General features: G+C 56.2%; 20 protein-coding genes. 2 read left to right on the forward strand and 18 right to left on the reverse strand.

Features of this window, described 5'->3' with window-relative positions; all coding sequences use genetic code 11:
• Both PKO02S_RS15720 and PKO02S_RS15725 read right to left on the reverse strand, forming a co-directional pair.
• Positions 1-821: ATP-binding cassette domain-containing protein (locus tag PKO02S_RS15720; RefSeq protein WP_127584481.1), on the reverse strand; the 821-nt coding region annotated here is incomplete at its 3' end.
• Entirely contained in the window at positions 818-1,648 is an 831-nt protein-coding gene (locus PKO02S_RS15725) for an ATP-binding cassette domain-containing protein (RefSeq protein WP_127584484.1), read from the reverse strand. The genes PKO02S_RS15720 and PKO02S_RS15725, both read right to left, overlap by 4 nt.
• A gap of 98 nt (positions 1,649-1,746) precedes the next feature.
• Between PKO02S_RS15725 and PKO02S_RS15730 the strand changes: the two genes are divergently transcribed.
• A complete protein-coding gene (locus PKO02S_RS15730) occupies positions 1,747-2,343 on the forward strand; it encodes a biotin transporter BioY (protein WP_127584486.1) in 597 nt (198 codons plus the stop codon).
• 79 nt (positions 2,344-2,422) lie between these two features.
• On the opposite strand, the gene PKO02S_RS15735 is transcribed toward PKO02S_RS15730, so the two are convergent.
• The 8 genes from PKO02S_RS15735 to PKO02S_RS15770 form a co-directional block, all read right to left on the reverse strand.
• Positions 2,423-2,905, reverse strand: coding sequence for a hypothetical protein (locus PKO02S_RS15735; RefSeq protein WP_127584488.1), 483 nt, complete (start codon positions 2,903-2,905; stop codon positions 2,423-2,425).
• Between the two features lie 164 nt (positions 2,906-3,069).
• Positions 3,070-4,257, reverse strand: coding sequence for an FAD-dependent monooxygenase (locus PKO02S_RS15740; RefSeq protein WP_127584490.1), 1,188 nt, complete (start codon positions 4,255-4,257; stop codon positions 3,070-3,072).
• Between the two features lie 28 nt (positions 4,258-4,285).
• The gene (locus PKO02S_RS15745; RefSeq protein WP_164821480.1) at positions 4,286-4,918 is read right to left on the reverse strand and encodes a TetR/AcrR family transcriptional regulator; all 633 of its coding nucleotides are present in this window, start codon (positions 4,916-4,918) and stop codon (positions 4,286-4,288) included.
• Positions 4,919-5,067: 149 nt separating this feature from the next.
• Entirely contained in the window at positions 5,068-5,682 is a 615-nt protein-coding gene (gene udk / locus PKO02S_RS15750) for a uridine kinase (protein WP_127584494.1), read from the reverse strand.
• Positions 5,683-5,729: 47 nt separating this feature from the next.
• Positions 5,730-6,125, reverse strand: a complete 396-nt coding sequence (gene kapB, locus PKO02S_RS15755) for a kinase-associated lipoprotein KapB (protein WP_127584496.1) — start codon at positions 6,123-6,125, stop codon at positions 5,730-5,732.
• Between the two features lie 53 nt (positions 6,126-6,178).
• Complete coding sequence (locus tag PKO02S_RS15760; RefSeq protein ID WP_127584498.1) at positions 6,179-6,490, reverse strand: thioredoxin family protein; 312 nt, start codon at positions 6,488-6,490, stop codon at positions 6,179-6,181.
• Positions 6,487-7,023: a hypothetical protein gene (locus PKO02S_RS15765; protein WP_127584500.1), complete on the reverse strand. Its 537-nt coding sequence runs from the start codon at positions 7,021-7,023 to the stop codon at positions 6,487-6,489. The genes PKO02S_RS15760 and PKO02S_RS15765 overlap by 4 nt, the downstream gene beginning before the upstream one ends.
• A gap of 140 nt (positions 7,024-7,163) precedes the next feature.
• Complete coding sequence (locus PKO02S_RS15770) at positions 7,164-8,780, reverse strand: ABC-F family ATP-binding cassette domain-containing protein (RefSeq protein ID WP_127584502.1); 1,617 nt, start codon at positions 8,778-8,780, stop codon at positions 7,164-7,166.
• Between the two features lie 216 nt (positions 8,781-8,996).
• On the opposite strand from PKO02S_RS15770, the gene PKO02S_RS15775 reads away from it, so the two are divergent.
• Positions 8,997-10,427: an NAD-dependent malic enzyme gene (locus PKO02S_RS15775; protein WP_127584504.1), complete on the forward strand. Its 1,431-nt coding sequence runs from the start codon at positions 8,997-8,999 to the stop codon at positions 10,425-10,427.
• Positions 10,428-10,490: 63 nt separating this feature from the next.
• Here PKO02S_RS15775 and PKO02S_RS15780 read toward each other — a convergent pair whose 3' ends face one another.
• From PKO02S_RS15780 to PKO02S_RS15815, 8 genes are all read right to left on the reverse strand, one after another.
• A complete protein-coding gene (locus tag PKO02S_RS15780) occupies positions 10,491-12,431 on the reverse strand; it encodes an ABC-F family ATP-binding cassette domain-containing protein (protein WP_127584506.1) in 1,941 nt (646 codons plus the stop codon).
• A gap of 107 nt (positions 12,432-12,538) precedes the next feature.
• Positions 12,539-12,907 carry a DoxX family protein gene (locus PKO02S_RS15785; protein WP_127584508.1) on the reverse strand — a complete coding sequence of 123 codons (369 nt, stop codon included), beginning with the start codon at positions 12,905-12,907 and terminating at the stop codon, positions 12,539-12,541.
• Between the two features lie 160 nt (positions 12,908-13,067).
• A complete protein-coding gene (locus PKO02S_RS15790; protein ID WP_127584510.1) occupies positions 13,068-13,496 on the reverse strand; it encodes an RrF2 family transcriptional regulator in 429 nt (142 codons plus the stop codon).
• Positions 13,497-13,628: 132 nt separating this feature from the next.
• Positions 13,629-15,170 carry a DUF6382 and FHA domain-containing protein gene (locus PKO02S_RS15795; RefSeq protein WP_127584512.1) on the reverse strand — a complete coding sequence of 514 codons (1,542 nt, stop codon included), beginning with the start codon at positions 15,168-15,170 and terminating at the stop codon, positions 13,629-13,631.
• Positions 15,171-15,194: 24 nt separating this feature from the next.
• Positions 15,195-15,710: a prepilin peptidase gene (locus PKO02S_RS15800; RefSeq protein WP_164821481.1), complete on the reverse strand. Its 516-nt coding sequence runs from the start codon at positions 15,708-15,710 to the stop codon at positions 15,195-15,197.
• Between the two features lie 21 nt (positions 15,711-15,731).
• A complete protein-coding gene (locus PKO02S_RS15805; RefSeq protein WP_127584517.1) occupies positions 15,732-16,406 on the reverse strand; it encodes a hypothetical protein in 675 nt (224 codons plus the stop codon).
• Between the two features lie 21 nt (positions 16,407-16,427).
• Positions 16,428-18,749 (reverse strand): hypothetical protein, encoded by a 2,322-nt coding sequence (locus tag PKO02S_RS15810; RefSeq protein ID WP_127584519.1) that lies wholly within the window; start codon positions 18,747-18,749, stop codon positions 16,428-16,430.
• Between the two features lie 19 nt (positions 18,750-18,768).
• A complete protein-coding gene (locus PKO02S_RS15815) occupies positions 18,769-19,785 on the reverse strand; it encodes a hypothetical protein (protein ID WP_127584521.1) in 1,017 nt (338 codons plus the stop codon).
• Positions 19,786-19,788: the final 3 nt, after the last annotated feature.

Consider the following 19,788-nt stretch of genomic DNA (forward strand, 5'->3'; position numbering starts at 1 on the left):
GCGGCCAAGCCGCGCGCCCGCAACCAAGCCGCTGCCCGCACGCTGTCGGGCAGCGCCAGCCCCGCCTGCCGCAGGACGGCAGGCGCCGCCAACAGCGCCTCGCGGCTCATCGCCGCCGCGAGACGCCCGCGGACGAGGACGAGCACCTCGTCCGCCAGCGGCAGGAAGGCCGCCAAGTCGTGCGTCGCCAGCACGACGCCGCGGCCTTCCTGCCGCGACCACCGCCGCAGCTGCGCGGCCATGCGGCGGAGCCCCTCCGCGTCCTGCCCGGCGGACGCTTCATCCAAGAGCAGCCACGCGGGCTCGGTCGCCAGCGTGGAGGCTACGGCGACGCGGCGCTGCTCGCCGCCGCTAAGCCCGAACGGGTGGAGGCTGAGCGCCCCCCCGTCAAGCCCGACCTCGCGCAGCGCCTCCGCCGTGCGCCGCTCGGCCTCCCGCTTCGACACGCGCAGCGGGCGCAACGAATAATCGAACTCGCCCTTCACCGTGCGAGCGAACAGCTGCTGCTCCGGGAACTGAAACACCATCCCGACACCGGCGGTTTTTAGCCCGCGTAAACCGCCTTCAGCAGGCCTCTCATATTCGCCCCGGTCCCGACTTTCTCTCTCATCGGCCGCTACGAATTGCACCTGCCCCTCATCAGGCACGATTAACCCGCCAAGCACATCGAGCAGCGTAGATTTCCCCGAGCCGTTCGCCCCGATCAGCAGCGTGACCCGCCCAGGCTGAAGCGTGCATGTAATGCCGCTAAGCCTTCTGTCCTCCCCCGGCCGGCCCACCCCAATACTATCCAGTCGAATTGCTCCGCTTGACTCCTTCAACGGAGCATCACCTCCAGCTGAGCGAGCAGCTCGGCACCCGTCAACGGCTGTTCAGGCAGCTCTACACCTTGTGCGCCCAGCTCTGCAACCGCTTCGATCGCGAACGGTAACGCTAATCCCAGCCGCTCGCAGGCGCTCTCCCCTCGCCTTCCCGTTGCATCGGCATAGAAAAATCGCCGCACATTCCCTTCATACTCCACTCTACCTTGATCCAGAGCGATCACGCGATCCGCTCCGGCGAGCTCCTCCATCTCATGCGTCACCCAAACGATCGCGACCCCGCTGGCATGAAGCTGCGAAGCCGTCTCCAGCAGCCGCTCGCGAGCAAGCGGATCGAGCATCGAGGTCGCCTCGTCGAAGACGATCAACTGCGCCTCGGAGGCGATGCAGCCGGCGATCGCGAGCAGCTGCTTTTGCCCGCCGGACAGCTCCGCAACCGCCGCATAGCGCAACCTTTCCAATCCGACCGCCTGCAACGCCACTCCCAGCCGCCTCTCCAATTCCGCACCCGTCAGCCCGATGATCTCCAGCGTAAACGTCAAATCTTCCTCAACCGTCTCGCCGATCAGCTGCGCTTCCGGATTTTGCAGCACCATACGCACTGTCGCCTGTTCGACCCAACCGAGCTCAATTCGGCCGGCGGAAATAGGCAGCAAACCCGCCGCCACTTTCGCCAGCGTGCTCTTCCCGCTGCCGTTCCGGCCGACGAGCGCCAGCCACTCGCCGCGCCGAAGCACAAGATCGATTTGGTCCAATATTAGGCGAATACCGTCCACCGTTGAATAAGCGACAGATACCCGCTCCCATTCATAGTCTCGCAAATTCATCGATTCTCCCACTAGTCAGTTCCCCATTTGTGTGCTACAATCCGAATTGTTAACCAAACCACCTTCATCTAGGTTAACAAATAAAAGGAGGTCTGGCAATGAATCCATCATCTGCATGGAGCATCAAAGGAATTACATATAGCGCTTTGTTCGGCGCTTTGCTCGTCGCGCTCAGCTTCGTGCAAATCCATCTCGGCTTCTCGCCGGTCCCGATCAGCATGGCCAATTTCGCAATTATGCTGGCCGGAGCGTTACTCGGCGCCCGTTACGGCTTTATCAGCATCGGTGCCGTCGTCGTCTTGACCGCTATCGGCTTGCCTCTGCTGCACGGTGCGGGAGGGATCGGCTTCATAACCGGAAGGACCGGCGGATTCGTGTGGGCTTATCCATTCATGGCACTATTCATCGGCTATTTCGCCTCCAGGATCCAAGGCAAGGGCTGGACTTCCTTCATCCTTCTGTTCCTGGTCATCGAGGTCGGCTCGCTCTTGCTCTACTTGACCGGCGTGCCGTGGCTCGCTCATGTAGCCCATTACACCACTTATAAGGCATTGACAGCCGGGTGCTTCCCCTTTTTGCCAGGCGATGCCATCAAAGCGCTAGTAGCCGCCATCGTCGTTCATCAGGTTCGCGTCTATTACCCCGCCGGGCTGCTCGGCTCTTCCAACCGTCCTGTGGCGAAGCTTCAATCCTAATCCTACAATAATAATCGGAAGCAGCTCCCGAACTCGTCCGGCACCGGACATCGAGAGCTGCTTTCTCCATCCTAACGCTTCATTCCCCGTCTTCCCCGCTAAGCTTCTTCTCGATCCGCTCGAGCAGCTCCCGAACCGACTGTTCGTCGGACCTCCCCTTCGATTTGAACGCCTTCAGCATCCCGAACGCTTCCTCCGCCCGGCGCTCCTGCTCCGCTTCCGGCTCCAGCTCGCCTGGATCAAACCAGACATATGTGCCGTCCGGACCGTTGCGCAGAAAAGGTTTGCTCCAATGCTCCGGATACGTATAAAGCTGCTCGCCGAACATAACGGCCAGCACATCGTCGCTGTCGAGCGGCAGCAGTTGATGGAAAAATTCCTCGTTGCCGTCGCCGACATGCAAATGCCGATACGAATAGTGCAAATAATGATCGCCGGTTTCCCGATCCTTTACAATTTCATATAGCTCGTTCTCGCTGCCGTTCAGCGCCTTGATCATCTCAATTCGTTCCTGCAGCGTATCTTGGGATACATGCTTCTCTTGTTTCCACGATTGTGCCATCGTCAACCCCGCCTTTGCTTACTGTCGCTCCTATCCTACCAAAATCCAGGGCGGAAGGAAACCCTGTCAGGCCACCCCGACGGCTAGGCGATGATGGGGAATGGTGGTCTGTTGGGTAGCTGAAGGATTGGAATTGGGGGATTCGGGGATTGGGTAGGTTTTGGTCAACCGCTTGATAAAGGACCCCAGTTCACGTTGTACAAGTACTCCAGCTGCTTTTCCATTAATCGGCCGGGGAGACACGGAAGCAGCATGTTGCGAAGCTTCATGGGCAATCCGCGCTCCAACTGCGCCATTCGACCGATCCGATTCGACATACGCGTGATCGCCGCCGTCCGTCCGACTCGATCGTGGTCATACGCTTGTAAGGCGTCGTCGATTCGATTGCTGCCGAATTGCTGCAGGCGAATGGCCAAGACTAGAGCGTCCTCGAGCGCTTGGCCTGCGCCTTGCCCCATGTTCGGCGTCGTCGCGTGGGCCGCATCTCCTAGCAGCACGGCTCGTCCGTATGCGAATCGTTTGAGCGGCGGCAAGTAGTGAATGTCGTGGTGCAGCAAGGTGGAGTTTCGGGAACGTTCCAGCAAAGCCGGGATCGGATCGTGATAGGCGGCGAACCTTGCAGCCAGCTGATCTGCTTTGACGAACTTCATGGCCGAATCGGCTTCCGGTGCATTGAGGCAGGCGAACCAGTAGATACGATTGTCCGTCAACGGCACGATGCCGAGTCTGCCATGACGTCCCCATGTTTCCGTGAACAGCTCCGGGTCCCAGCCTTTCAGCCGCTCCCCGTCTTCCAGTTTGATGACCGAGCGCCAGCATGTATATCCGGCATAACGCGGATTCGCTTCAGGGAGCAGCATCCTCCGCACGGTCGAATGAATTCCGTCCGCCCCGATCAACAAGTCCCCTTCATCGCTTGACCCGTCGGCAAACCACACCTTCACCTTGTTGGCTCCTTGCTCGAATCGGACTAATGTTTTGCCGGTGTGAACGATTGCTCCGTCCTCGTCCCCGATGGCACTCAATAGCATCTGCAGCAAATCGCCACGGTGAACCGTCACATTGTCAGCCCCGAATTTGGAGCTCACCGCGGCTGTTATCGTGCGCTGCAGCTGCCGACCGTCTTCCGTGCATATGCGCAGCTCGTTCAGTTGTTTGCCGTACCGGCGCAGCTCCTCCGTCAACCCCAACGTCTCCAGCACACGTACCGCATTCGCTCCGATACCAAGTCCCGCTCCGGCAAATCGCACCTCCGCCTTGCTTTCATAGACGGCTGCCTCCACTCCCGTCCTTCGCAATGCGATAGCCGTACCAAGCCCGCCAATTCCCGCTCCGATCACGATCGCTTTCATCCCGATCCTCCCCTTTGCTTCGACTGCCTTATTCTCGCTTGCTTGTTAGGTGCCGACCTTCTTCTGACAAGCTGCCTTCCATAATGACGGAGAAAACAAGCTCGAACATTTGATTGAATGTGTAACCCGTCTCTGCCATGTACTGCGGATGCTCCATTCTGGCTAACGCCTCCAGGAGGATGTTGGCGATAAGCTGCGGAGGAATGTCGCTGCGAATGATGCCCTCATCCGCCCCTTCCCGGAACAAACGAGCCAGATGACCGTTGATTACTTTTTTGCGGCGCTCTTCGAGCATCGAGTATGCTTCCGGGACCGCCAATCGCAAATCCTCCACAGCCGACACTTGCATTGCCGCGAACTTTTGCCGAACGAGCGCGGTGAACCTGGCGATCTTCTCGATCGTCGGGAGGCTGCTATCATCCGCAAAGCTGTCGATCTCCTGCTCGAACTTGTTATAGAACGCGTCGATGACGGCCAGCACGAGCTCTTCCTTACTCTTGAAAAATTTATAGAACGTCGCTTTGCTCATCTTGAGCTCCGCGGCGAATTGAGCGATGGAAACGTTCGTGTAGCCCGTCGATGAAAATTGTTCGGCGGCATACTTTAAAATGCGAAGTCTTGTTTTCGTTTCTCTGGCGCTTAGGCTATCGATGATGTTCACCTCGCTTCTTTTCAAAATAATACTTACAGTACTATTTTAGTACTATAAGTACTATAGTAAGTCAGTTTGATCTCTTTTTCAATAGGTTTCAACAACAATAACAGCATAAACGCACAAAACCGACCCGTCGGCCGGTTTTGCTCATCGCACTATATTTGCACCAAATAGGATTGAATCCGGGAAGTGAGCACCTCAATGGCGATTTCGTTGCGGCCGCCCTCGGGGATGATCAGATCGGCGAACCGTTTCGACGGCTCCACGAATGCATCGTGCATCGGCTTCACCGTTTCGATATATTGCTTGAACACCGAATCGACGCTGCGGCCGCGCTCCTTCATGTCCCTAACGAGTCGGCGCAGCACTCGCACATCGGCGTCCGTGTCGACGAACACCTTGATGTCCATTTCCTTACGCAGCTGTACGTCCGCCAGAATAAGAATGCCCTCCAGTACGATGACCGATTTAGGGGCGACGGAAACGGTATTCGCCTTCCGGCCGTGCGAGGAAAAATCGTATTGCGGCATGTCAATCGTCTGACCCGCCCGCAGCTGACGCAGATGCGCGAGCAGCAGCTCGCCGTCCATCGAGTCCGGATGATCGTAGTTGATCTGTTCTCGTTCCGCCGTGGTGAGATGAGCGTTGTTCTTATAGTAGGAATCCTGGGACAGCTGGACGACGCTATGCGTGCCGAGCTCTTGCACGAGCCTTTCGGCTACGGTTGTCTTGCCGGATCCCGTTCCTCCGGCGATGCCGATGATGAGCATGCTGATGGCCTCCGATATGTGATAGCTATTGAGAAAAAGCGTGTCGCTTAGGAATGAGAATGAGGAAAATAATCCTTTTGCAGTTGAGCTAGCTCCTCCAAGGAGCGCTCCGCCCATCGGCGCGTCTTCTCCAGGTGGCGCTGTTCGGCTTCGAGCGCTTGCCGCAGCGAATCCGTGTATTCCGGTACGGTGCCGCGATAAGGATGAACGCTTTGAACAGGAATCCAGGTTTTCTCCCGGTGGGACAGCGCTCTGCGCTGATGGAACAGCGCGACCTCCGTCTCGAGCGGCCGGTGCAGATCGCCTTGATCCGGGTGCTTCACAACGGCGGCAATTTGCACGAGCGCCCGCGGAGGCGACCATTCCAGCAATTGTCCGATATATTGTCCCGTTTTGTACTCCACCAGCACATGTGCGCCTGGGAACAACGTCATTTCCGCCATATTTTCCGTCCTCCTCTAGTCTTTCTCAAGTTTGTGCCTGCTTTCTACATAGGTTATCCCGGATCAGGTTCCATAAACCGGAAAACATGGTCGATCGCCTGCATCGCATACAACCTATTGATCGGAACTCCGTCCTCCAGCTTCAGCAAGCAAGGTACGCTTGTGATTTGCCACTGCTCGGTCAAACGCGGCATATACAGAATATTCGCCGCCGCCAGCGGCATATTCGGTCTCATCTGCTCGAGCACCTCGAGCATCCGACGGGCAACGCCGCATGTTCCGCAGAACGGCGTGTAGATGAAGACGAACAGCCGCTTTTCTTCTGTTATTCGTTCTAACAATTCGCTTTCGGTCAGCTCAATCATCCGGTTTCACCCGCATAATGATGAGGCTCCAATATTTCCAGGCTGTCCACCATCACATCCAGCAGCTCGGGGAAATCGCTCCAATGGCCTTCATCGATTTTTCGGTTGAACGTGCAGCGGATTTCATTCATGTAGGTAAGCTGGCGTGTGCCTTCCTGGTATGTGTACGAAACGGTCTGACGAATGTCCGGTCGGCCGTCCCAGATCGCTTCGAGCTCTCTCTGGATTGCGTAGCAGGACGCGGCAGCATCCTTGACTTCCATCAGGAAGCGGATTTCGACCGTGCAGCCCGGGGAAGCGTTTCGCCACTCGAGCTTCTCGCCGGCCAGATCGGCTAGCGATGCAGTCAATCGGATCTCCGCTGTGCAGCGGCCCTCCTTCAGGCGGAATCGTATGACGAACGAGCGGGACATCTCCGCCAGGTCGACGAGATCCTGCCGTCCCGTTACCAGTATGAGACCATCCAGATCGAGATCATAGACTGCTCCTTCCATGACTACCTTCAAGTTCTCATAGATTGTAGGATCGAACATCGCCTCGCCGCCCTCCCGTATTCATTTTTTCATACTCGGGTGCCTTCTTGCCTAAATTATACCAAACGTATCCGGAAAATTAAAAGATCGCATGCGAAAAAGCCGGGACAGCGGCGTTCGCTTCCCGGCTTTCGGTTGAGTTAAGCGTACATCGACTCGCGCAGCTTCTTGATATCCTCGCTCGCCAAGTACTCGTCGAATGTGGTCATCCGGTCGATCACGCCGTTCGGCGTAATCTCGAGAATTCGGTTCGCGATCGTCTGCATGAACTGATGGTCATGCGAGACGAACAGCATCGTGCAGTCCGTATCGATCAAGCCGTTGTTCAGCGCGGTAATCGACTCGAGGTCCAAGTGATTCGTCGGCTCGTCGAACAGCAGGACATTGCCGCCGGACAGCATCATTTTGGACAGCATACAACGTACCTTTTCGCCCCCGGAAAGAACCGACGCTTTTTTCTGCGACTCCTCACCGGAGAACAGCATCCGACCCAGGAAGCCGCGGATGAACGTCTCGTCCTGCTCCTTCGAATATTGGCGCAGCCAATCGACCAGGTTCTTGTCGACTCCTTCGAAGTAAGGAGCATTGTCTTTCGGGAAGTACGTATGCGTCGTCGTGACGCCCCATTCGTAGGTGCCGGAATCGGCAGCCGCTTCGCCCGTGATGATCTGGAACAGCAGCGTCTTAGGCGCTCCGTTCGGACCGACCAAGGCGATCTTGTCGCCTTTGTTCACGACGAGGGTGAAATCGTTCAGCAGCTTCTCGCCGTCCACGGTTTTCGTAATCCGATCGATGGACAAGATGTTTTTCCCGGCTTCGCGATCCGGCTTGAAGTTGATAAACGGATATTTCCGGTTGGACGGACGAATGTCCTCCAGCGTAAGCTTCTCGAGCTGTCGCTTTCGGGAAGTCGCTTGTTTGGACTTGGACGCGTTCGCGCTAAACCGGGCGATGAATGCCTCGAGTTCCTTGCGCTTCTCATCGGTCTTCTTGTTCTGATCGCGGACGAGCTTGAGCGCCAACTGGCTGGACTCGTACCAGAAATCGTAGTTGCCGACGTACATCTGAATTTTGCCATAGTCGATATCCGCAATATGGGTGCACACTTGGTTCAGGAAGTGGCGATCATGGGATACGACGATAACGGTGCCTTCGAATTTGGCGAGGAAGTTCTCCAGCCAGTTGATCGACTCCAAGTTCAAATGGTTCGTAGGCTCGTCGAGCAGCAGGTTTTGCGGATTGCCGAACAGCGCCTGCGCCAGCAGGACGCGAACCTTCTCGTTGCCTTCCAGCTCCTTCATCTTGCGGTCATGCCATTCCGTACCGATGCCGAGTCCAATCAAGAGCTCCGCCGCATCGGATTCGGCCTGCCAGCCGTCAAGATCCTGGAACTCGCCTTCCAGCTCGGCGGCGCGCATGCCGTCGTCCTCGGAGAAGTCCGACTTTGCATACAAAGCATCCTTCTCCTCCATAATAGAAAATAGTTTCTTATGGCCCATAATGACCGTCTTCAGCACGTCGATTTCATCGAATTCGAAGTGGTTCTGCTTCAGAACGGCGAGCCGCTCGCCAGGCGTAATATGCACTTCTCCGCTGTTCGGATCGATTTCGCCGGACAATATTTTAAGAAACGTAGATTTCCCTGCGCCGTTCGCCCCGATCAACCCATAGCAATTGCCAGGCGTAAACTTTATGTTGACGTCTTCGAATAGGGCGCGTTTGCCGTATCGCAGCGTCACGTTGTTGGTTGAGATCATTTTGGCCTTCCTTTCCGTTCCTAAAGGGTTTCACACATTCAAATATTGTATCACAAATCCAGTGCCGTTCCTAGTCGAGCTAATTCCCATTGCGTTTATCGGTTTAAAGCGTCGCGGTTCTCAATTTGATCAGGATCGTTTACACTGTAGGGGCAAGCCAAGAGGACTTGTACATACTTGATTTCATTACGCCACTATTTTGAAGGGGATGTCGTTATGGAGCAGCCAACCAAATCTCGAACTTCCGGCAAAAGCTTTATTTTGCGACTGGAAATTCAGACGAACCAAATCAAATTCAGCGAGATTGTAACCGTAATAATCGAACTGGGCGGGGACTTGGTCGCGATCGACGTCATCCAGACGAAGCGCGATATGACGATTCGCGATTTGACGGTTACCGTGACGGATTCCGCACATGTCCAGGACATTGTCGACCGCATCAAGGAAATTCCCGGCGTCAAGCTGATCAACATTTCCGATCGTACGTTCCTGATGCATCTGGGAGGCAAAATCGAAACCAAGCTCAAAGTGCCGATTCAAAACCGGGACGACCTGTCCCGTGTATATACGCCTGACGTCGCGCGCGTCTGTCTGGCTATCCACGAGGAGCAGCGCAAAGCGTTTACGCTGACGATCAAACGCAACACTGTCGCCGTCGTCTCGGATGGCAGCGCCGTGCTCGGGCTCGGCAACATCGGACCGTATGCCGCCATGCCGGTTATGGAGGGTAAGGCGATGCTGTTCAAGCAGATGGCCGACGTGGATGCGTTCCCGATCTGTCTGGATACGCAGGATACGGAAGAAATTATCCGCACGGTCAAAGCGATCGCCCCAGCCTTCGGAGGGATCAACCTGGAGGACATTTCGTCGCCGCGCTGCTTCGAGATCGAGGAGCGGCTGAAGGCCGAGCTCGACATTCCGGTGTTCCACGACGATCAGCACGGCACGGCCGTTGTGCTGTACGCCGGCTTGATCAGCGCGTTGAAGCTGGTCGGCAAGTCGATCCGCGATGCCCGCGTCGTCGTGTGCGGCATCGGGGCGGCCGGTATCGCCTGCAGCAAAATTTTGCTCGCGGCCGGCGTCAAGGAACTGATCGGCGTGGACCGAGAGGGCGCCTTGGTCAGCGGGCGGGAGTACAGCAACAAGATGTGGAACTGGTATGCGGAAAACACGAACCCGAATCGCGTCACCGGCTCGCTTCAAGAAGTTATCGTCGGAGCGGATGTGTTCATCGGGCTGTCCGCCGGCGGCATTCTGAAGCGCGCGTATGTAGAGTCGATGGCGGCGGATCCGATCGTGTTCGCGATGGCGAATCCAACACCGGAAATTATGCCCGAGGAAATCGAGGACATCGTCGGCGTCGTTGCCACCGGTCGGTCCGATTACCCGAACCAGATCAACAACGTGCTTTGCTTCCCTGGCATGTTCCGCGGCGCCTTGGATTGCCGGGCGACCATCATCAACGAGGAGATGAAGCTCGCCGCCGCCGAAGCGATCGCCTCCGTCATCACTGAGGAAGAGCGCAACAAGTTCTACATCATCCCAAGCGTGTTCAACGACAAAATATCCAAGCTGATCCGCGAGCGTGTCGTGGAGGCGGCCATCGCCACCGGCGTGGCGCGCCGGATTCCGCGGGAATATCGCTAAATCGCGAAAGTAAACCCCTTCTTCGTCAGAGACGACTGAAGGGGTTTTTCTTTGTGTATAAGCTCAACCTTTGTTTTTCTCAATCTGCTCCACGAGCTCCGCCAGTACGCCCCACCGCTCCATCGTCCGCTCCAGCTCATCATTCAGCTTCTGTTCTTCCGCGTACAAGTCGCGTACCGCGTCATAGTCGCTGCCGGCCTGCTCGATCTTACGCTTCGTCTCCTCGAGCTTGCCCTCGAGCTCGGCGATCCGTTCCTCGATGCCGTCCCATTCCTTCTGGTCCTTGAAGCTCAGCTTGCGAAGCGGCTGAGCTGTGGCGGTGGCTGCGCTTGAATCCGAAGCTTTCGAAACTCCGGCGGTTGATGCAGCGGACGTCGGGCTCTGAGCATTCCGCTCCGCCAACAGCGCGGCTTGACGTCCCTCGAGATAGTCCGAATAGCTGCCGAAAAACGGCTTGACGCTGCCTTCGCCTTCAAAACAGAGCAGGATGTCCGCGGTCCGGTCCAAAAAATAGCGATCATGGGATACCGAGATGACCGTTCCCGGGAAGTGCTCGAGATATTCTTCCAGAATCGTCAGTGTCTGAATATCGAGATCGTTCGTAGGCTCGTCAAGGAGCAGGACATTCGGTTCCGTCATCAGAATGCGGAGCAAATACAAGCGTCTGCGTTCGCCTCCGGATAGTCGATCGATCGTCGTCCATTGCTGATGCGGCGGGAACAAAAACCGCTCCAGCATTTGCGAGGCCGTGATCGCTTCCCCGTCCGTCGTACGGATTACCTCGGCGCCTTCCTTCACATAATCGATGACGCGAAGCCTCGGGTTCATATCCGTGCTTTCTTGCGTGTAGTACCCGGTCTTAACCGTTTGTCCGATCTCGATCTCTCCGGAGTCCGGCTCCAATCGGCCGGCCAGCATATTCAACAGCGTCGACTTGCCGCTGCCGTTCGGGCCGATAATCCCGATACGGGCACCGGGCTGCACCAAATAGCTGAACCGGTCGAGCAGCTTCCAGCCCGGATATCCCTTCGAGACGTCCTTCAGCTCGAAGACGCGTTTGCCGAGCCGGGTCGAGCCGAGCACAAGCTCGATCTGCTCGCGCGGCCCATCCTGCTTCTGGTCGCGTAAGGCTTCGGCGCGGTCAATGCGCGCCTTCTGCTTCGTCGTCCGCGCCTTCGCGCCGCGGCGCAGCCAGGCGAGCTCGCGCCTCAGCAGGTTTTGGCGTTTGCTTTCGCTCGCCGCCTCCTGCTCTTCGCGCTCGGCTTTCTTTTCAAGGAACACGCCATAGTTGCCCTCATAAGCGAATAGCTTGCCGCGGTCCAGCTCCAGGATGCGGTTCGTTACCCGATCAAGGAAATAACGATCATGCGTCACGAGCAGCAGCGCTCCCGGAAAACGCAGCAATACCCCTTCCAGCCATTCGATCGTCTCGTTGTCCAGGTGGTTGGTCGGCTCGTCCATGATGAGCAGGTCGGCCGGCCGGATGAGCGCTCTCGCCATCGCCACCCGCTTGCGCTGCCCGCCGGACAGCTGCCCGACGTCCTGCGTCACGTCGCGAATGCCGAGCCGGTTCAGCACCGTCTTCGCTTCCGTCTCCGCCCCCCAAGCGTCGGCGGCGTCCATTGCTTGCTGCGCATCGAACAGCTTGCGCTGCAGCTTCTCATCGGTCGCATCCCGCTCCAACGCGGTCAACGCCGACTCATACTGCCGCAGCGCCCGCATGAGCGGCGAGTCGCCGAAGAACACCTGCTCCAACACCGTGCCGCCAGCCTCGAATACCGGATTTTGCGGCAAATATTCCACGCGCATTGATTTGGCGGTCAGCACCTCGCCCGCGTCCGGCGACTCCAGTCCGGCTACGATATGCAGCAGACTCGATTTGCCGGTGCCGTTTAATCCGATCAGTCCCGCCCTCATCTTCTCGCCGATCGTAAAGGAGATGCGGTCGAACAACACCTTTTCTCCATAGCTCTTGCTTAGCTGCTCCACACGGATGACAGACAACAGAACCACCCCTGACGTTCATCTTCTTATGCTATTGTAGCGCTTGACGGCAAAAAAGCAACGACCGGAACGAACGTTCCGCCGTTGCTTCCTTAAGAAACTCACCATTAGTTCGGGAAATGAGCCAGCTCCGACCAGTTGATAACCAGGACCGCAAGCGACAATAGAAGCAGGATGACGGAAGGCATCGTATCCTTCGCTCCGTCCCGGACTCGTAGATGAGTCAAGATCGCTCCCAGCATCGTAACGCTCATAATAAGCCCGCCGACGGCCGCCCAGCTGTCGATCCAGATGCCTGCGATGAGGGCGATGGCGCCGGCTGTCTCGACCAACCCGGTTACAGCCCGAAACCATTGCGGCAGCCTCCACTTGTTGAAATTGTCGACATGCATTTTGATCCCTGCAAGCTTGGTAACGCCCCCTCCAATAAACATGAGGCCGAGTAAAGTTTGCAATACGAGCGATACGATATTCATTTGGGCATCTCCTTTGGACAATAATGTGGTATTATTTACTGATACTCATATAGTTGCAGTAAAATCAAAAGAAAAGCAGCTAAAGCCTTTTTAACTGCAATCATCTCAAGCACATTATAAAATAGAGAGACACGGCATGCAACTACATTTTTCACCCAACCTACAAGTCATTCATCAACTGAGCGATCGTATAGTTTTTCAGCGTCTCAACCGTAACACGTTCGGCTTCAGCCATAATCGCTTCCAAAGTGCGATCCAGCTTCTCCGAGCCTTTGTTGCCGCACTCCACTGAAGCGTCGGCAGATTCCAGCATCTCGGTTCTTACCGCCATATAAACGTCGCCGAGCGTAATTTCGGAAGCGGGCCGCTTGAGCGAGTAGCCGCCGTCGCGGCCTTCCCGGGCTTCTACCAGATCCGCCTGCGATAGCAAGGCAAGCACGCGCCTTAGAAAGGTCGCATGGGAATTCACCTGACAGGCGATCGAAGCGCTCGACAGCAAGCTGCCGCTCTTCGCCAGCCAAACTAGAATATGCACGGCAATGCTGAATTTCGGAGGGCCGATCTGCTGATTTCGATTGGATGAGCTCATTAGACGAACCTCCTTGTTCCCATTCCGAGCCGATGGCGTCGGTAGCCCATATTGTACCTTATGCGGCAGCGTCTCTTCAACTTCCGGACTGCTCCGACGACTCAAACTTCGTGATAAGTTGGCTTCATTGTATCACAACCCGCTCGTCTTAAATACGAAGGAGGATCGCACAATGTCAATCCGATCGCCGTCTTTCATTAAATACTCCTTGTATGGCGACATTCGCTCCCCGTTCAGTCTGGTCCCATTCGTAGACCCCAGATCTTTGGCGTAAAAAGCATCGTCTTCACGAGTCATCTCCATGTGGTGTTTGGAAACCCCGCTCTCTTCCAGCACATAACTCGGATTGCCGTCCTTTCTTCCGATCAAAAAAGGTGTCGGCAGCAGCTCAAGTCTTTCCGATGCCGGACCCGTGCCTACAATCAACCAAGCGCGATGCGATCTCAGATTTTCCGCGTAAGTGAGGAACACAGTCGGCTCGGCAGCCGATAGCAACACCGTCTGCAACGGTTCATGCTTCGGACTCGGCGTCCGCTCATCGGGTACAGCGATATCCTCTACATAAGCCGTGGACGATGCTGGGGCAATGGCAAACCGGCTCCAGACGGATTCCTGCGGCTCCACGGTTTCCGTCTGCTTTTCCAAATCCGATGTGCCATCTTCTCTATCAAATCCCGACAATGATCTATGCCGCTTCCGATAATAGAAGGCCGCGCTGCCACCAGCCAGAAAAAGTCCAATTGAGATCAGGAACTTGGGACTCCCGGATACGCTCGGGCCGCTATCGAGCAGAAAACTCCCTGACATCAGCCCCATTGCAGCAACAAGTCCAACGATCAACAAACGCCGAAGTCTAGACGGTTTGTTAGTTGGAGTCTTTGCCTCTCCCTCAGAAAAAACTTCCCGCTCCTCCGGAAGAAGTCCGGTTTCATTGGACGCATCAACCTCATCCTTCAAATCTCGCAACCGATTGATCCAGGAGGCACCGCCTGAAGCTGAAAGCAGACCGGCCGAAGGCTGCGGCACTTCCACTTTCATCGGGACTTCATCCATTGTCGCAACTGAAACCGGTTCTTCCTTCCGTTCGACCGCAACCTCCAGATAAGCTCGCAACAGATCGGCCAGCTCCGTAAAGGAATAAACCGGCTCCTTCATCAACTGAAGCAGCTTCGGGATCGAGCTCCCCTCCATCGTCTCTATATACGCTAACATTCGATTGCAAAAGGCGCGTAGCCTGGCATGGATCGTAATTTCATCGATTGGATCGGCGAGAGGGACGTAAGTGAACCACAGGTCTGTCAAATCTGTCCCCGTAAAGATCAGCTCCTCATCGAGCATGATGTTTTCCCTGTTAAGCATCATTTCACGGCACTCCGCAATGACGGTTACCGTATTCAGGAGGAGCTCCAGAAACCGCTGTTGAGTCAGCTTCTCCCTCCGCAGTCGGTCGGCCAGCATTTTTTTGCCGCCAATCCGATAAATCAACCTGGCTTGACGATTCACCTCTTCAACGCCGACAGCCAAGATGCCTGGGATTTCATTGTATTGCAGCATCCGAACTTCGATCGTCTGCAGCTCCTCGCAGCGTATCGCCGGTGTCCGGCTTGCCGCCAACGACCCAACGGGATCGGACAAAAACTCAAACTGCAGCCCCCGCACCTTTAAGCTCATCATTTCTTGACGCCCCTCCTTCCTGGACTAGAGTCGGATTTGAAACCAAGTGATTCCAATGGCCGGCAGCACCGCGTACATAAATGGAAATTTCATCGGGCGAAGCTGACCGATCGTTCGAATGTAGCGGATATCCCGCCAAATCCAAACCCCGAATATTACAGCCGCCATGTTCCGAAGCCGTCGGACTGCTTCTCCCCGCCATAACCAAATGGCAATCGCAACAACCGCAGCGCAAACAATCGCATTCATCATGCCATACATCACGAACTGGACGCCGGTAAGGGCACCGATTGCGCCGAACAGCTTCACATCCCCGGCACCGACCGCTCCGATCGCATACAACACGAGCATCCCGGCGAAGCCGACCACCAACCCGCCTGCCGCATCCGCCAAGCTTCCGACTTCGTTTAGCGCCGCCAACCCGATGCCGATGGCAGCCGCCGGAACCGTCATCAGATTGCCAATCTTCGATTGCAGCGCATCCTGTATGAAAGCCGCAACAAGCAGCACCCACAGTACGGCGATCGATGCTTCGTTCATCTCCCAGCCCCTCCTCATCTGTTAAGCGCCTACCCAAAGCCGTTCATACGCTTGCTTGCGCAATGTTACGGTTCTCTGAAAAAAGGGAATCGGCAATCGCACATCATATTCCGCTGCAAGACCGATGAAAGCATGCTCTCGATCGGCTAGCTTCGGCAATTCAACATCGACAACCCTCAACCTTGCTCCAGCTATCACGGTCGAGTCCGCCGCTTGCAGCACCAGTTTTTTGAACGCTTCCCGCACGATAGGTTGGAGCACCGAAGCTTGAAGCTCCTTCACCCGCTCAGTCGATTCCGTTTCCAGCCAAACGCGCTTTTGCCGTTCCCACTCGATCCAATCGAGCATAAAATCCGGGATAAACGCCTCAAACCGATCCGTCCATTGCTCGCCTCGCACAAGCATTTCCCTGGCCGCTTTCGTCCTCGCGATCACCTCGTTCACCTCGCTGCCCACCTCGCTCCGGTCATAAGCCTGCTTCACTTCGAGCGCCGCCAGCTCCACGGGATACGCATAAGCGGCAATTGGCTTCACAGTCTCGGACAAGGCGCGCTGCAAGGCGAGATCGGCCATCCCAAGCTTGAGCAGCACAGCCAAGGCGAGTACGAATGCAAGGAAAAAGGGCATGACCAAGGCTGCCTCCAGGGCGATGCCGCCATCTTCGCGGACTAGCTGTTTGGTCCAGTTGCGTCTCACCGATCCTGCTTCACTCCTCTGTCAGTAAGATAAAAAGGCCGTTTTCGGCAAAATCGCCATATTCCGCTTCACATCATAGGAGAACAGCTCCGCGAAATAAGGAAAAAACCAAAGTCTCTCCGTCGCCGTAATCGTGCCTTGGATATAGGTAGCCTTCCGCATCAAATCCGCACCGGTGTTGATCTCGATCAGCGCCTGCATCCGCGACATCATCATCCGATCGTTGCTGTGAAGCAAATAAAAGAGGCGTAAATAATCCTTGTAATTCATCGTGATAGCATTGCCCGCGAACTTCTCGGAGAGTGGCACTTCGTGGCCTTGAACCAGCTCGCCCATATCGCGGTACGCTTGAACGGCGCCTTCCGCCGCAGACCAGAGCAGCATCGCTAATGGACCTCCGACCGCGGCTGCCTTGGCCCCCGGGCCGGTGAGCGCCTCAGCCGTTCGAACCGCCATACGAGCGGCGAACATCTCTGAGTAGGCAAATGTTTGGTTTAGCATGCAGGACGACCCGCCGTACAAGATGTACTCGGCTTCCTGATTGATCAAAGGATGCGACCCCGGTGCCGATAGAGCGATAGCGCTTCGGGTTCCAGAAGGTGGAGGCTGCTGCTTCCCATAGGTCCGGAAGTTGAATTTATCTAAGGCGTACTCGTTCAAATACAGCTCATCCCGCATACTGCGGGCCGCATCCGCCAGCTTGGAGCCGATTCCGTCCATAAACCGGAAGGCGCCTGAAAAAGCCTGCTCGCCTTGCTGTACCGCTACCGCGCTTGCCTTATCCGGCTGGGCGGGGACACGGTTAAATGCCGCGTACTTGTCCGCAAGACCCACTTGACCGGTCGACTCATCGGACTTTTCCAGAAGTGTGTAGATCTCATTCCCTCCAAGAATGCCGCCACACTCTCCCACCAGCTTCTTGATCTCGTCGACAATGGCATCCAATCGTCCTGATAATTCCTTTTTACGCACTGAATTTTGATTCGTCTGCTGCCGCCGCCGAGCCTCCTCCGCTTCTCGCTCTCGAACCGATTGCAAGGCGCGGGCTGCATAGGCTTCGTTGGAGCCGGCAAGCGTTCCATATCTCTCTGGAGTCCATCGGTGCTCTCCGGCAAAAGGAGTAGTAGCCTGGACCGCTGCGTCGAAGCCGTTCAGTAAACCGGCGACTGCCCCTGCTTCAATTTTATAGCGAGCATAGTAAGCGTCCGGCAGCACGAACTGCTCCATAACCCCCGGGTCCATGTAAGCTGCCGACACCCGGCTGCTTCCTTTTTCACGGATTTGTCCGTCGATAGCTTGCGCTTCCTCCAGCTTGCTCTGCAAGGTTTGCTGCATGCTCATCACGCTCATCGAATCGCGAGAAGTCTCCGCTTGCGTGACTTGGAGCAGAAGGATGTACGGAGGGACGAGCCGCAGCAAGCTCTCCCAATCGCCGATTTGGGTTACAATCGTAGTCAAGCTGCTCTCCAATATTTGAATTTCATTTTGAATCTCCGCAATAAGCGCTGCATTTTGTCTCGCTTGTTTCATCAACTCACCGAGCGTCCCATTCCGTTCCGCTAACGAACGGCTTATTTGCTCGCTTTGCCCTCTAAGCGTTCGCAGCGTAGTTTCGATATCGGAAAGATCATTTACCCCGATCCGGGAGGCTAAAGAATCGAGTTCAGCCAGGCGGATTGCATAGTAGCTTCTGAGGATCGCCGTCTTGGATTGGATGTTATGCAGTGCGGTCCATGCTTCGTCCAGCAAGGCTTCGCGCCGTTCGATGAGAGCTTCGATCTCCTCCGCTTGCTTATGGAATGCAGACGCACCGGACAGTGCACTCGCCGTGTTCGAGCCCGCTCCGAACTTATCCAGCAGTTGAACGGTCAGCTCGGCAGGCGCCCTATATTTCATCTCTTCCAATATTTGCGTTCGGAGGATGGAATGGTTGCCTAACGTGTACAAGGACTGCAGCTTCATTGACTCGACATCGACCTGCGGCTTCACCAGGTGAAGGAGCCGGGCATCTTCTCGAGAGCCTTGTCGGGTGCCTTGTCGGGTGCCATTCGGTACCGTTTGTATCACGCCATTGCGTTCCATCACGTTCCGAAACAGCTGCTCCGCCTCCTCATCGCTCAAGCCGAGCGCATACAAGCCGTATGTCTGCAGCATCGTGTCATAGGCGGACAACGTGGAGCGCAGAGCGGCTTTGAGCGCCGTTTCCGCCTGTTGATCGGCAAGCCGGATGCGGATGAAATCGATCAGCACCGCATGGAATACGAACAATGGCGCGACGATCAACATCAGAAACACCGATGCGGATCCTTGGCGAGACTTCCATAACTTCCGCACCCCCTTCAACAACAGACCTCCTTCCGACTTAGGAATGAATAATAACCAGAATACCTCGTTTCTCCAGCTCTTTGCGGAGCGGCTTGGAAGGCCCCAGCTTGCCGTTACGGCTGTCTCGAAAAAAATGCCAGACGACTCCTTTGATCGGCCCCGCCGTCTCCAGCAGCTCCAAATCTTTGGCGAGCTGCCGTTCGACCGCTTCCGATTTCGAGATGTACCCGAATTTCGCTTCGTGGAACAAGCCATCGGGATCCAGCGCATCCAGCTTGCGCAGTTGGCCGGAAGGGGTTTTGATGTCGATTGAAGCGGTATTGCCGAGCAGCGAACGCAAATAGGCAGCCGCTTCTTTCTCCGATGTCAGCTTGACCTGCCTATCCGTCCACTCTGGCAGCGGATCGGAAACCGGCAGCGCTTGCTTGCGACCCGTCAGCAAATCCTTGAGCCTCCCTGCAAACGTCCTGGCGAGATCGACCGTTCGGATCAGCTCCACCGGTTCGATTACCCCCGATTTCACAGCTACTGCATGGGATGGCGCAAACCACCCCTCGGAGGCTATCGGCAGTATGGGCTTTCGCTCGAATATCGCTTCTACTTGACGGCTATACAGTTTGTTCGAATAACTTAGCTCGCCTTTAACACCAGACGGAAGTATCGTCGCTGCCTTCTGAAGCTTTTTAAGAGGAACACTCCCAGGGAGCCCCGAGTCGCTGAGCGGTAAATGAAGCCTAGTAGCCTCATTCCGCACGAGAAACGAGAACATGTCCGAGACGCTGTCGCTGCTCGACCGCCAGTACAGGCTGTCCCTTTGCCCCGGCGGGTAAGCTCCTGTCTCCATGTCCTTGGCGCTGTTGTCCCAAACATACGAGGCACGGTCCGCTGTTTGGGAAGCCATCACGTACAGGTCGGTGCGGTTGAACAGCATATAGCTGAAAGCGAGCAAGACAAAGACCGCGAGCAAGAGTATCGGGAAAGCAAGCGATGCCTCGAGCGTAAAGCTGCCTGCTTGCGAGCGCCAAATCGGCTGCCGCCACGCGTCCCTTCTCACCCT

The organism is Paenibacillus koleovorans NBRC 103111 (genome assembly GCF_004000845.1).
GTDB classification, from domain to species: domain Bacteria; phylum Bacillota; class Bacilli; order Paenibacillales; family NBRC-103111; genus Paenibacillus_AA; species Paenibacillus_AA koleovorans.

Excerpts from the sequence above, each read along its gene's own strand:
- PKO02S_RS15790 (WP_127584510.1), bottom strand. The coding sequence starts at position 13,496 with ATGAGCTCATCCAATCGAAATCAGCAGATCGGCCCTCCGAAATTCAGC.
- PKO02S_RS15785 (WP_127584508.1), bottom strand. The coding sequence starts at position 12,907 with ATGAATATCGTATCGCTCGTATTGCAAACTTTACTCGGCCTCATGTTT.
- PKO02S_RS15765 (WP_127584500.1), bottom strand. The coding sequence starts at position 7,023 with ATGTTCGATCCTACAATCTATGAGAACTTGAAGGTAGTCATGGAAGGA.
- PKO02S_RS15775 (WP_127584504.1), top strand. The coding sequence starts at position 8,997 with ATGGAGCAGCCAACCAAATCTCGAACTTCCGGCAAAAGCTTTATTTTG.
- PKO02S_RS15730 (WP_127584486.1), top strand. The coding sequence starts at position 1,747 with ATGAATCCATCATCTGCATGGAGCATCAAAGGAATTACATATAGCGCT.
- PKO02S_RS15770 (WP_127584502.1), bottom strand. The coding sequence starts at position 8,780 with ATGATCTCAACCAACAACGTGACGCTGCGATACGGCAAACGCGCCCTA.
- kapB (WP_127584496.1), bottom strand. The coding sequence starts at position 6,125 with ATGGCGGAAATGACGTTGTTCCCAGGCGCACATGTGCTGGTGGAGTAC.
- udk (WP_127584494.1), bottom strand. The coding sequence starts at position 5,682 with ATGCTCATCATCGGCATCGCCGGAGGAACGGGATCCGGCAAGACAACC.
- PKO02S_RS15725 (WP_127584484.1), bottom strand. The coding sequence starts at position 1,648 with ATGAATTTGCGAGACTATGAATGGGAGCGGGTATCTGTCGCTTATTCA.
- PKO02S_RS15795 (WP_127584512.1), bottom strand. The coding sequence starts at position 15,170 with ATGATGAGCTTAAAGGTGCGGGGGCTGCAGTTTGAGTTTTTGTCCGAT.
- PKO02S_RS15800 (WP_164821481.1), bottom strand. The coding sequence starts at position 15,710 with ATGAACGAAGCATCGATCGCCGTACTGTGGGTGCTGCTTGTTGCGGCT.
- PKO02S_RS15740 (WP_127584490.1), bottom strand. The coding sequence starts at position 4,257 with ATGAAAGCGATCGTGATCGGAGCGGGAATTGGCGGGCTTGGTACGGCT.
- PKO02S_RS15735 (WP_127584488.1), bottom strand. The coding sequence starts at position 2,905 with ATGGCACAATCGTGGAAACAAGAGAAGCATGTATCCCAAGATACGCTG.
- PKO02S_RS15760 (WP_127584498.1), bottom strand. The coding sequence starts at position 6,490 with ATGATTGAGCTGACCGAAAGCGAATTGTTAGAACGAATAACAGAAGAA.